General features: G+C 39.7%; 10 protein-coding genes. 4 read left to right on the forward strand and 6 right to left on the reverse strand.

Annotated elements, in window-relative coordinates; translation table 11 throughout:
- Positions 1–54: 54 nt before the first annotated feature.
- Positions 55–522 (reverse strand): ribosomal protein L7/L12, encoded by a 468-nt coding sequence (locus IM793_RS14235; RefSeq protein WP_193422413.1) that lies wholly within the window; start codon positions 520–522, stop codon positions 55–57.
- A gap of 404 nt (positions 523–926) precedes the next feature.
- A complete protein-coding gene (locus IM793_RS14240) occupies positions 927–1,466 on the reverse strand; it encodes a hypothetical protein (RefSeq protein ID WP_193422415.1) in 540 nt (179 codons plus the stop codon).
- A 180-nt stretch (positions 1,467–1,646) separates the two neighbouring features.
- Here IM793_RS14240 and IM793_RS14245 point away from each other — a divergent pair, with 180 nt between their 5' ends.
- Entirely contained in the window at positions 1,647–2,540 is an 894-nt protein-coding gene (locus tag IM793_RS14245; protein ID WP_193422417.1) for a winged helix-turn-helix domain-containing protein, read from the forward strand.
- Between the two features lie 165 nt (positions 2,541–2,705).
- Here IM793_RS14245 and IM793_RS14250 read toward each other — a convergent pair whose 3' ends face one another.
- Both IM793_RS14250 and IM793_RS14255 read right to left on the reverse strand, forming a co-directional pair.
- Entirely contained in the window at positions 2,706–3,041 is a 336-nt protein-coding gene (locus IM793_RS14250) for an L-rhamnose mutarotase (RefSeq protein ID WP_132394810.1), read from the reverse strand.
- Positions 3,042–3,153: 112 nt separating this feature from the next.
- Positions 3,154–4,671: an alpha-L-fucosidase gene (locus IM793_RS14255; RefSeq protein WP_193422419.1), complete on the reverse strand. Its 1,518-nt coding sequence runs from the start codon at positions 4,669–4,671 to the stop codon at positions 3,154–3,156.
- Between the two features lie 210 nt (positions 4,672–4,881).
- Here IM793_RS14255 and IM793_RS14260 point away from each other — a divergent pair, with 210 nt between their 5' ends.
- Complete coding sequence (locus IM793_RS14260) at positions 4,882–5,769, forward strand: AraC family transcriptional regulator (protein WP_193422420.1); 888 nt, start codon at positions 4,882–4,884, stop codon at positions 5,767–5,769.
- 354 nt (positions 5,770–6,123) lie between these two features.
- On the opposite strand, the gene IM793_RS14265 is transcribed toward IM793_RS14260, so the two are convergent.
- Positions 6,124–8,085: a PAS domain S-box protein gene (locus IM793_RS14265; RefSeq protein WP_193422422.1), complete on the reverse strand. Its 1,962-nt coding sequence runs from the start codon at positions 8,083–8,085 to the stop codon at positions 6,124–6,126.
- A gap of 186 nt (positions 8,086–8,271) precedes the next feature.
- Positions 8,272–11,067, reverse strand: coding sequence for a substrate-binding domain-containing protein (locus IM793_RS14270; protein WP_227256261.1), 2,796 nt, complete (start codon positions 11,065–11,067; stop codon positions 8,272–8,274).
- Between the two features lie 253 nt (positions 11,068–11,320).
- On the opposite strand from IM793_RS14270, the gene IM793_RS14275 reads away from it, so the two are divergent.
- Positions 11,321–12,655 carry a sugar porter family MFS transporter gene (locus tag IM793_RS14275; RefSeq protein WP_193422424.1) on the forward strand — a complete coding sequence of 445 codons (1,335 nt, stop codon included), beginning with the start codon at positions 11,321–11,323 and terminating at the stop codon, positions 12,653–12,655.
- 16 nt (positions 12,656–12,671) lie between these two features.
- Entirely contained in the window at positions 12,672–13,622 is a 951-nt protein-coding gene (locus tag IM793_RS14280) for a carbohydrate kinase (RefSeq protein ID WP_193422426.1), read from the forward strand.
- Positions 13,623–13,642 lie beyond the last annotated feature (20 nt).

Below are 13,642 nucleotides of genomic sequence, written 5' to 3' on the forward strand. Positions count from 1 at the left end.
AAGATTTCTGAGCACCACATTTTAATTCTATCAGAAATATTGCAATATGCACTGTTAAATTTTAAACATGAGATAGGTTAAAGCCGCTGCAATCAAAATAATGAGTACCAGTTTTATCAAAAAATTTCTGAGTGGATTTTGATTATTTCCGGAATTCTCAGAGATGATATTTTTAATATCGGTGTCCCTGCTTTGTTGTACCATATTGCTGCCAGGCTTAAACTGCATTAGCTTTTCAACATAATCTTTGCTTTCGGCCAAGCCAGCGCCCGTTGCATCCTTATAATGTTTAATGGCATTTAATTTATTGCCCTGACTTAAAATAACCAATAGCTCTGCATCCAGATCTGCCGGATTGTTTATAGGTTGCTGTACTCCTTCTTCAAGAGCATCTACATAATCTTTTGCTTCTTTTAAACCACAGCCGCTGTGATCTTTAACTACCTTAACAGCAGCAATTTTCTGATTCCTTGAGAGAAATAACTGCGCTTGTTGCTTTACTTCGGGGCTAATATTAATCATAACTTTAAGCTATCAAAATATGAACCAATTACTTAGCCTGAAAAGAGGTTTCTATTTAGCAGGACAGATGCTGACCACATAGTAGCTACAAGACGATTGAAAATGCTATTTCTACTTGTAAATAAATCCGATGCTATCGGATCAGCATGACGATCTAGACAAGGACGCTAAAAACGAATGTAAATTAACAGAGATGTGTTCATTCGATAGGTTAACCAGGAAAAATGTTTCGAAAAACTTTCTTCCTGGTATGTACCCGACGTTAACTTTAATCTAAAACAATTCCGTTCAAAATCTTATGAACTTTACTTGTTAAAGATTCTGATGCTTTTGCTAAGATGTCTCTTGGAAGAAATGTTAAAGCAAGCATTAACAACAATGTATATATTTTATAATTTATTTACTCAGCAACCGCCTTTTCGGGGAACACGTTTAAAAATCACTTTACCATCACGTTCTACATATTCGCAAGATATTATTGGATATGAATACTTAGGCGCATGCGATACGCTGTGGCTTCTTAACACTATTTTGTCGTTAACTTTCAGGCTATGCAATTGCTCGAGTTGAGACTTTTCCGGCTCAAATTTTACAATGTAATCTTCACCATTAATCCTGGCCATAACACCAAAACCTAATCTTGATCCTGGCGGAAGAGAAAGAGAAGTTACAACTGCCTCCATATTAGTGAAAGCATGTATATGCTTCCTTATTTTAGCGGCACCGGCAAGCACTTTTTTACCTTCAGGAGAAGCCTCCCATTTTTTGTAATTTATGCCGTCGGGTGTAGCCTCCCATCTTTTCCTTTCGGCTTTCCTTTCCGCAACAGAAAGCGACTTTGAGGACGGCTTTTTAGCAGTTTCAGTCTTGATTTCACGATTAGCAAATACTAGTCCGCTCACCACAACCAGTGGTAACATCAGTACATAAATTAATTTTTTCATGATTTTTGGGGTTTACTAAATAACATATAGATTCTCTTGATAAGTCAAATCAGATAGACCTTCTTTTATTTTTTTATGTGCTATCAAAGTTGATTCAGCAAAATTACTTTGACATTTTCCAGCTTGAGACATTTGAATTGTAAATAAAAATGTAAACTTTGTAAATAAAAAGCTGACACTATGCTTAATAGCCAAAATCACTTCTACGCGAAAGGTAAATACCTATTTGGATTCATACTGGTTTTGTTTATCGCTGTCACCTGTGCGGCTTTCAGTATGACCGGCAACGAGGACTTTGATTTCGCCAGAAGAGAAGTTTTGTTCCGCCGGATCGGACATGAACTACTTTTACAGTCGGGCGACAGCACATCGAGAGTGCTTCCGATAAAAAAGGTTGCTGAGAATGAGTACCTGATCAGATTTGAGAAGGAGTTTGCTTTCGACCCCATCTCCCTGGTGAATACCACTAAACGGTTGTTGGCCAATGACCCGCTGGCTGATGATTATGTTGTTAAAGTTTTAAACTTTAGCGACTCCAGCGTAGCCTATGCGTACGCAATATCCAAAAATAAAAAAGATGAAATTATAGCTTGCATAGGAAGAAAACAGCCGAAAGCACGTTACATGATCGACATTAAACTGAAACCGACAGGCATAAATACCTCAAAGAATGGATATCTTTTGGGCAGCCTGCCATTTTTAGCGTTTGTTGGTTTTATTTTTTTCAGATCTGTTAAACCGCGAAGAGCTTTACCCAGTGATGATCAGCATCCAGACTTGATTAGGTTGGGTTCAGTTTTATTTGATGCGAAAAATCGTAAACTCACCATAAACGAAAAGATGATAGAATTAACCGGGACTGAAACCAGGTTACTGCTCATCTTCGCAAGGTCTCCTAATGAACTTATAGAGAGAAGCCGGTTGCAGAAAGAAATATGGGAAGACGAAGGTGTTATTGTAGGGCGTAGCCTGGATATGTTTATATCAAAACTCAGAAAAAAACTGGAGCACGACCCTGCTATCAACATTGTTGTGATACGGTCTAAAGGATATAGGCTTGAAATTAATGCTTAAAACCCTCCCTCCTAATCCAAATCAAATTTATTGGATTCGATTTGGCATTTGTAGGAATGCATAAGGGTTAACACCCTAATCATACCGCCTGATAGAGATCTTAAACTACTGGTTCCGAAAATAAAGAGGGGCAAACTTAGGCCCCTCGGTTCGTTTTGATTGTCGTTAGCCTTTTAACTGAAATATATTTTTCATCAACACCCACTTTTCACCTGGCTTTGCAAAAGGCAGTGCCTGCTGATATTTCCACATCAACATTTCCCACTCCTCAACCCGTGGGTTGGAAGCGTCCATAAGTGCCTTTTTTTCGAAACTGAAATCGTCTTGCGTTTCCATCACCATAAATAAGCGGTTAGAAATGCGGTAAATTTCCATATCCAGTATTCCAGAATCAGTTATGCTGCGTTTAATTTCAGGCCATCCATTAACATGGTACGCTTCATATTCTGCGATAAGTTTTTCATCATCAACCAGATCAAGGGCCAAACAGTATCTTTTCATTTGTAATTATAAAATTTCCATTAGTTTAATTATTGACATGATAATTAAACTACTTCCAAGCTCACGGTATGCAGCGTTCAGTTTCCACCAAAGCGGATTTAATAGGATAGTGTTATTTCTTAAATTCTATTTTATATCCTGTTACCGCCCAGGCCGGATAATTTTTCGGCTTTTTGATCACCAGTGAACCACCAGTTTGTGTCCAGTCCAATTTTTCTTTACTGCCCAAAAGGGTAACAGAACTGATCGGTTTATCCAGATATTTAGAATTTTTCCCCAACAATTCCATTTTTATATCTGTTTTGGGAACAGCTAAACAGAACGCAAAAAGGTCGCGTCCCTTTGTTGTATAACGGATATCTGTAGCCTCGTATTCACGGGTGTCTGTCAATCCGCCGAAAACGCCTTTTTTCTGGTTCGATTTAATTGTAGATGGTCCTTCACCGTAGACTTTCCAAGGCCTTGTAGCATAAATTCCTTCGCCATAAGTCTTGGTCCATTCGCCTATTTCCGTTACTATTTTGATTACATCAGGCTCTAAATCTCCTTCCGGTGTCTGTACAACATTAATCAGTAAATTTCCATTTTTACTCACCACATCAATTAAAAGCTGGGCAATTCCATTCGCACTCTTGTAACGTTGTCCTGTTCTGTAATACCAATCGCCAATTGATGTATCGGTCTGCCACGGAAAAGGGCTGATCGAATCCAGCACACCACGTTCTACATCCTGCGCCCATTTACCTCCGGAAGCTTCTTTAGGCGTGTAAACGGCTTCCAGTTTACCTTTATTTTTGACCATATCCTGATTATAATAATGTGCCACCATTTTACGCCCATATTCTTCAAAAGGAACTTTGCTATCAGAATAAAGCAGATCAGGTTGATAGAGATCAATAAGTTCGGTTACGTCTTCTAACCATTTTTTATGCCATGCAGGATTATTGGTCAACCATTCTTTGATATTGCTCGAGTCGGCAGGTAAATGATACAGGTCTGAATATTGAGGATCGCGGCCATCATACGGAACACCGACAAACTGGCCGGTTGTATCCGACCCATGGCTGGGCTGGAACCAGTTGAAACTTGCAGCAAGATGCTCAGAAACCCCAAAACGGAGACCTTCTTTTTTTGCTGCTTTCTGCCAAAGTCCAACTACATCTTTATGCGGCCCCATATTTACCGAATTCCATTTATGTATCTTCGAATTCCACAAAAAGAACATATCATGGTGCGAACCCATGCTTACAAAATATTTGGCACCCGCTTTTTTATAAAGCGCCATTAATTGTTCAGGATTCCATTTTTCTGCCTTCCAAAGCGGGATAATGTCTTTATAACCAAATTTGGATGGTGTTCCATAATGCTCTACATGATATTTATTTTGATTATTACCCTGTAAATACATGTTTTTGGCATACCAATCGCCCTGACGAGGAACTGCCTGAGGACCCCAATGCGACCAGATACCAAATTTGGCATCACGGAACCAGTCGGGATATTTATACTGTTGTAAGGATTCATCGGTAGGGCTGAATTTACCTTGCTCAGTAGTAGTGGTCTTTTGCTGAGCTTGTGCATTTAACAACATGGAAATTGTAATTATGCTTAAGAATATTCTTTTTTTCATTGTGTGATCATTTAAAAGCTACTATTCCGGTTTCAATATTGTGAAGATCGGGGCCGCTAATATCTGGCAGCAATAATCAGATGATGATAATTGCAAGACTCCTGCCTCCCTAACGGTTTATACTTGGTATTATAATCAAAAATAAACATCTTATCCGACCTATTTTTGAATAAATTAGACTTTTTATTGTAAAAATCCGACATTTAGAAAATGATCAAAAGAGTCCTGCAAAATACCTTTTCGTTGCTCAATGTAGATTATGTGAAATTAACAGAAAAATGGAACTACCTGAACGTGATCAGTCCGTATTTCCGGATTTATTATATAGACGATGGGAACGGTGAGGTATCTGACCCCTCGGGATCTTTAAAACTTGAACCGGGATATCTGTATATAATACCCAGTTTCACACTTTGTAATCTGCATTGCAACGGATATTTGAGCCAATATTTTGTACAGTTTTTTGAAGAATCTGCAAACGGCACTTCTCTATTTGCAAGAAGCCGCAATGTTTCAAAAATCAAGGCAACACAGATGGACATTGATCTTTTTAAGCGGCTGCTCGAAATAAATCCAGGTCGTGGCATTAACCGGTCTGATGACCCAAAAATTTATGAAAAAAATATTTTCTATAAAGAATACCAGGAACTGAACAATATGCAGGGCTTAGCAAGTTACCTTGAAACACAGGGCATACTACTTCAATTGATGGGGCGTTTACTCCAACCGCAGTTACATCGGAAACATGAGGAACGACATGCGCCAGCCAAAATAGCTGAAACAGTAGGTTATATCCTTGTAAATTTGCAGCAGGAACTATCCGTAACCAGTCTGGCTTCACGTATAAATCAGCATCCTGATTATTTCTCCCGTTTATTCAAAACTTTTACCGGCCAGCGGCCAGTTACCTATATTCTTGAAAAACGGATTGAACGGGCGCAATATTTATTAGCCACCAGCAGGCTTGCCTATTCGGATATTGCAACACAAACCGGATTTGATAATCTCTCCTACTTTTCAAAATCCTTTAAAAAACTTACAGGCATGTCTCCCAGTGTCTATAAAAAACAGGTTTATACTGTAGGTTTCACTTTATAATTACATCTTAAGTGATTAAGGCTTTGTTAGCTTTGATCCATAATCCTAATAAAACCTGATTTATAATGAATTATCAACTGAAAATACGGATGAGGAAAGGGCTGATGATAGATTTGCAATTTTTAAAAGCCATATATACTCATTATCAGCAGAATACAATATATATTATTGATAGGAGTTATTTTTTTCAATACATCGGAGGCTTGATGTCAGATACACAAGAGGCGTCATTTCGACCGCAGTGGAGAAATCTTTTTACATAGTTCAAAGATTTCTCCATTTCGCTGCGCTTCAGTCGAAATGACGGCGATTTTTTAAATCTGTCATGCCCTCCATTATCTAAGCCCTGATAGTTTATGCCAATGGTAAAGAAAAATTAAACGTTGCACCTTTACCGGGTTCGCTTTCAACCCAAATCAGGCCACCATGGCGTTCAACAATATCTTTCGATATAAAAAGCCCCAGGCCTAATCCTGATGAACCGTCTTTATTTTCCTTGGCCTGGTAAAACTGGCTGAATATATGACGCTGGTTTTCTTCGCTAATACCTGGTCCAAAATCTTTAACCGAAGTAAGTACCACATTATCCAAATGTTGAACCTTCAATTCAATTGTTTTTTGCTGAGTTGCGTATTTAACTGCATTGTTCAATAAATTCGTGAGTACCTGTTCAAGGCGCATGCGATCAGCATTAACAAAGCTTTCTTCCGGCATTTCAATAGTTAAAATATGCGCCGGATGGGCTTGTAAAAAAGATTCCTTCATTTCCTGAATAAGGATGGCCAGGTTAAGGTTTTCTATATTCAGTTGTAGTTTTCCGGACTGGATTTTGGAGACATCAAAAAGATCACTAACCAGAACAATCATTTTTTCCAATTGTCTGATCGCCCTTTCAAGGAGATTTTTCGCGATCCCTTCACCCGTGTTGCGATTGGCCAACTGCAAAAAACCAAAAAGAGAAGTCATTGGTGTTTTTAGTTCATGAGAAGCCATTGCAATGAATCCGTCTTTTTTCGCACTCAGTTCCTGTACCTCTTTAAAAAGCATCGAATTTTCTATAGCGATGGCCGCCTGGGAAGCCACCGTAAGGACAAGTTCCTCATGTTCTTGCTTAAAAATTGCCTTTTCCTGATGACCAAAAAACAGCCCGCCTATCACTTCACCTGATTTGTTTTTAACCGGAACCGTAAGATAACTGATCACAGGTAGAGGTTCGGAAAGTTTTCCAAAAAATGGCGAATTTTTACCGTATCGGGCATCCTGGGTGATGTCGTCTGAGCGAACTACTCCTTCTCTGAAAATAGAATGAAATAAGGCAGTATCATCTGGCGTCGGTAAATTAACGAAGGCCTCTCTTGGAACACCCGACATGGTGTATAACCAGTGAGATTTCCCTTCCTGGTTAACTTGATGATAAAAAAACGCACCAAATGCTGCACCGGTTAGCTTTGTGCTAGAATCAGTTACCTGCTGTAATATTTGCTGAAGGTCTAGCGATTCATTAATGCTCCTGCCCACTACATTCAACAATTCCAGGCGTTCCATGTGCTTAGCAATTAATTTTTCAGACTCCTTTTGGGAAGTAATATTACGGGCGATCTTCGATGCCCCAATAACAACTCCATCGCGATTTTTAATAGGAGATACGGTGAGTGAAATATTTAGTAGGCGCCCATCTTTTGTTTTTCTGATGGTCTGTATATGGTCTACCTTTTCGCCACGTCGCAGGCTTGCAATTATAGTTTCTTCTTCGGTCAAACGATCAGCAGGGAGAAGTATTGTGATCGGCTGGCCAACGGCCTCGTCTTCGGTATAGCCAAAAATATGCTCTGCTCCTTTATTCCATGTCGTTATGATTCCATCAAGCGTTTTACTGATAATGGCGTCTTCAGAACTTTCTATAATAGCGGCAAGCATGGATTGTTTTTCCTCTGCCTGGTGTTCGAAGGAAACATCATGGGCAATTTGAGACATGCCAATAATTTGCCCCTGATCATCTTTAATCGGCGAAAGAGATAAGGTGACAGGTATTTGTTTCCCCGAGCGGCTAACACGAACTGTTCTGTACTGGCTGATACGCTTATCGTTTAAAACTTCCTGCATCAGCCTTTCCTTCTCTGAATACTTGTCATCTGGAATCAGCATAAAAACAGATTGGCCCAATATCTCTTGTTCGGTATAACCAAACATACGTTCTGCAGCCGGACTCCAATTGGTGATCCTGAAGTCAAGGTCATGACAGTATATGGCATCCTGAATGCCTTCAAAAATGGATTGTAATGTGAAGAGGTCAGGCAGATGCGCTGATTTTATCATAATTATTGTGGATTAAGATCCATCGAAAAAACCTATCAAATTTATTGAAGATATTTCAAAAAATCATTCTTCCTAAATGTTTTTTCCACGTTTGAGTATCCTGACCAAATAGAAAAGTATATCATTATAATTCTTTGCCAATGATTCAAAAAGGTCCGGAATCTATAACACTCGAACTATTCATCTTCAATTATTCTGTTTTTTCTTAAACTCACTGGGGCTCATTCCATATTTCCCTTTAAACAAGGTTGAAAAGTAGGTTGGTGAGGAAATACCTATTTTGAAGGCGATTTCGGAAATGGAATAATCTTCATTCGTCAGCAGGTAAGTAGCCTTTTTCAATCTACGGTTTAAAATGTAGTCCGTAATGCTGCAGTCAAGTAATGCTTTCACCTTTCTGTAAAGCTGAATACGGGAAATACCGATCATCTTTGCCAGGTCTTCCACATTCAGTGTTTCATTCCCCAGGTGATGTTCTACAATGCCTGCAAAATCATTCAGGAACTTCTTATCAAGAACGCTTAATGTTGATTTTTTCTCTACACCAGAGCTGATATCGCTGATGTAATGCTCCTTTAGTAACATACGGTTGGCAAGCAGGTTTCGTACATTTGCCTGAAGGAAATCAAAATGAAAAGGTTTGGTCATATAAAGATCGGCCATACTGTTTATGCCCTCGATCTGCTGTTCAGGGCTAGCTTGTGCTGTGAGCAGGATAAGTGGAATATGGGAGGTTCGCAGATCTGTTTTAAGTTTTTTTGCAATTTCTTTGCCCGACATCCCGGGGATAATCACATCAGAAACAATGATGTCAGGAATTTTTTCAAAAGCTTCATGAAGTCCCTGGTTACCGGTTGTGGCGGTAAACACCTCATAATTGACTGAAAATTTTTCTTGAAGATAATTTAACAAGTCGAGATTATCCTCAATAATCAGGACGGAATATTCTTTGATATACTCACCAATCGAATCAATCTGCCTATTCTCCGCCGGTAATTCTTCTGTGATATAAACTTTTACTTGTTCAGTTAGTGAAACACTTCTGTCATCTGCGCTTATAGGAGAAAGCTTTGAATCTGTGGACTCTCCGTATGGCATTGTGACCGTGAATGTACTTCCCTGCCATTTTCTACTCTGTACCTCAATAGTGCCACCGTGCAAATGCACCAGTTCACGGGTAAGGGAAAGGCCAAGGCCAGATCCTCTTGATTCGCTGGTATTGGATTGATAAAATTGATCCCAAACCTGCTGCAATTCCTCTGGATTCATCCCGCTGCCATTGTCAGAAACAGAAATAATAAAATTATTCGCTTCAGTGGTTAAATCCACATGTATTCTTCCATGCGCCGGGGTAAATTTCAATGCATTACTCAACAGATTGAGGATGATTTTTTCAAGAATATTTACGTCAAAATTAGCTATGATATCATGTTGAGGAAAGGAAAATTTCAAGGCAATATCTTTTTTAAGTGCGCCGTATCTAAAGCTTTCTATGATTTCATTCAGGAAAGACTGAACGTTATTGCTTGTTGGTTGCACATGAAATTTCTGGTGCTCTATCTTTCTGTAATCAATAAGTTCATTGATCAGCTTCAGTAACCGATAGGCATTCTTTTGAATCATCGTCAGTTCACGCTTTTCCCCGCTCTGGATTTTATCGCTTTCAAGGAGATCTTCCAATGGAGATAAAATCAAAGTTAGCGGGGTTCTGAACTCATGAGATATATTGGTAAAAAAATTAAGCTTGGCCTCAGTCGCTGCCTCTATTTTAGCCGAGGCATCGATTAGCTTATTTCGCTGATCCAGAATCTGGACGTTTTTCTGCTCAAGGCTTTTGTTAATTTTCCGGTTCTCCAATAAGGAGAAAAATGCCAGCCCCCCAAATATCACGGCCAATACCAGTGTGATCACAATAAAATTAAGCACCAGCTTTTGATTATCGTAGATCCGCAGCTGATCAGATAACATTGTTTGCTGGCGTTCAATATCTCTTTGCTGGCTGGATACCTTTGCCCATTGAAGTTTCATTAGCTGAACTAAAGAACTGTCGATCACTAAGCTCTGCAGGATATTTTCTTTTGAGAAAGGTTCTTTATTTAAAACTTTGAAAGCAATACTAATGGCTTCTTTGCCTCCTGTGGGATATAACACGCTGGCGGATATTTTCCCTTCACTGATCAGCTGTAGCCCACCACCCGGACCAGGAAGCGCATCTACTCCTATTACCTTAATATGTTCTGAGGCTTTATGATGACGAAGAAAATCTTTTACACTAGCCGCCATAACATCATTGTGTGCAAAAATAGCATCAGATTGCAGGATCGTTTCTTTATTCTTTTCCAGTTCCAAAAGTGTACTTCGGGCAACCCAATTACCATAAACCTGAGCTGCTAATTTTATTCCCGGTGATTTACTTAACTCATCAGAAAATCCTTTATCACGCTCCATGGCCGGAGAAGATCCCGGTAACCCCAATATCTCAACCACTTTGCCATTTCCCTTCAGTAGCTTAGTGATGTATTGGCCAGCCATTTTGCCTACCTGATGGTTTTCGGCACCCACATAAGCGGTATATTGGGAGGAGGAAGTTTTCCGGTCAAGAACAATTACAGGAATTCCTTTATTATATACTTTTTCAACGATATCTGTTAATGGAGATGCTTCGTTTGGAGATATGATTAACAGATCAATATGATTATCGACCAATTCTTCCACCTGTTCAATCTGTTTCTTGCTGCTATTGTTAGCATCCATATAAATGAAGTTGGTTCCTGACCGAAGGGAAAGTTCCATTTTCATTTCTTCAAGCATCGTTTTCCTCCATAAATCAGAACCCACACATTGCGAAAAACCGATGGTAAACTTTTTTTCTTCTTTCTTTTCCGAACAGGAGCTAAAGAAAAACAGCGTAGTGATCAGACCCAAAAGCCAAACTTTGACACCCTGGATATTAGCCATTTTCCGGAATATTTGATTATTCATTTAATAAAGCTATAGATTACTTTTCAATATTGGAAATGAGTGATAAATCCTCGCCTGGTATCATGTAACCAAATTTAACATCTGATGTTACAATATTTAAGGTTAAACCTAACAGCCGAAGCAGACAAAACTCAAATCACTCATAAACAATAACTTACGTTGATTTAATTTTTTAACGTTTTTGAAAGATTTTTAATAGTGCCACGAAGCCATTTGGCCTAATTTGCGATCGTTAACCAATAATAAACTTTTTATGAAAAAACATTCTGTCCTGGCGTGGTCCATGGTTGTGGCCCTAGGCGGCTTTTTGTTTGGCTTTGACACGGCAGTAATTTCAGGTGCTGAAAAATCGATACAGCAGTTTTGGAATCTCTCTGCTTTCTCGCATGGCCTTACCATCTCCATTGCACTTATCGGTACGGTAATCGGCTCTCTTGTAGGATCCCGTCCATCTGATTATTTCGGAAGAAAAAATACACTTTATTTCGTAGCTGCTGCATACTTACTCTCTTCGCTGGGTACCGCCCTGGCAGATAACTGGTATATCTTTTTAGCATTCCGCTTCTTAGGTGGCCTGGGCGTAGGCATATCATCTGTAACCGCACCGATTTATATTTCCGAGGTATCCCCGGCACACAGACGGGGACGGCTTGTAGGGCTTTTCCAGTTCAATGTTGTACTGGGTATATTGATATCCTACCTTTCAAACTATTTGCTCAGTCAGGGAGGCGAGGCATCCTGGAGATGGATGCTTGGTGTTCAGGCATTTCCTTCAATAATATTCCTGGTGCTAATCTATTTTATTCCTGAAAGTCCAAGATGGCTTATACTCAAACGTGGTGCATACGATAAAGCACTGGAAATCCTGCGCATCATCAACCCACTAAACTGCAATGAAGAGCTTGCCGCTATCAAAAAGTCAGGTGAGGATATGCAACGGGATAAATCTACAGACGGACTTTTTTCAGGCAAGTACAAGACACCTGTTATCCTGGCCGTGCTGTTTGCCTTCTTCAACCAGGTATCCGGAATAAACGCCATCATTTATTATGCGCCAAGAATTTTTGAGATGGCAGGGCTTGGAGCGCATTCTTCTCTTTTATCTACTGTAGGTATCGGAATGGTCAATTTCATCTTTACACTACTGGCCATCAATATCATCGATAAAGTTGGTCGAAAAACCTTGATGCTTATTGGTTCTGTAGGCCTTATTGTATCCCTTGGACTTGTTGCATTTGCTTTTCTGGGTGGTTCATCCAGCGGTTTTGAAATCCCGATTTATGTAATGCTCTTTATTGCTTTCTTTGCGTTTTCTCAGGGAGCGGTGATCTGGGTATTCATTTCAGAGATCTTCCCAAATCAGGTTAGGGCAAAAGGACAAACACTTGGCAGCTCTACCCACTGGGTAATGGCAGCACTGATTGCATTCTGCTTTCCTTATCTGGCAGAATCATTTGGAGGTGCCAATATATTTTTCTTTTTCTCAGGGATGATGGTCTTACAACTGATTTTTGTATGGAAGATGATGCCGGAAACTAAAGGAAGATCACTTGAGCAGATCGGAGAAAATGTTGTTTTGATGCATTAAATGATACGTGAATAATATGATAAATAACCCAAACTATAGTTCTACTCCAGCCACATGTTATGGAGAAATTCTGTGGGACGTACTGCCAGACGGGCCACAGCCTGGAGGAGCACCATTAAATGTTGCTTATCACCTCAATAAGCTGGGCATGGGCTCAAGCCTGATCAGCCGGATTGGGAACGATGAAAATGGCCGTAAACTCCTTGGATTGATGGAAAACTGGGGAATAAATACAGGACTTCTACAAGTTGATGAGCAATATGAAACCAGCCAGGTTCTTGCCAAAATGAACAATGGCAATGAAGTAAGTTATGAAATCGTGTTTCCGGTGGCCTGGGATTTTATTGATCAGGGCCAACAACTCCTAAAGCACATAAAACCAGCAACTTACTTTATTTTCGGAAGTTTAGCGTCCAGAAATGAAACCTCAAGGAATACCCTTTATAATCTTTTGGATAATGACGCGATTAAAGTGTTCGATATCAATCTTCGTGCGCCCTTTATCAATCAGGCTCAATTAGGTCATTTATTATCAAAGGCAGACATTGTCAAGTTTAATGAAGCGGAGCTGGGTATTGTACAAATCATGTTCGGTGGTTCTTTAAAAGGGGAAGCTGATCAGGTACGATTCATACAAGACCGGTTTAAAATCCCCGAGGTTATTGTAACCAAAGGTGAGTTCGGTGCCTCATACTATAGTTTAGATAAAACCTATAATGTTTGGGGAAATGAGGTTAAAGTAAAGGACACGATTGGCAGCGGCGATTCCTTTTTGGCTGCCTTTATTGCTGCCCACAACCGCCGGGATCAACCATTGCAAATCCTTAAGAAAGCGATTGCGATGGGTGCATTTATCGCAACGAAGAAAGGCGGATGCCCCGAATACAAATTTGACGAATACCAGGCTTTCTATAACGAATTATTTACGACAAAAACTGACAGTAACAGTGCACACACTGCTGCTTAGAGGATAAAAACAAATAAACT

Source organism: Pedobacter sp. MR2016-19 (genome assembly GCF_014947265.1).
GTDB lineage: Bacteria > Bacteroidota > Bacteroidia > Sphingobacteriales > Sphingobacteriaceae > Pedobacter.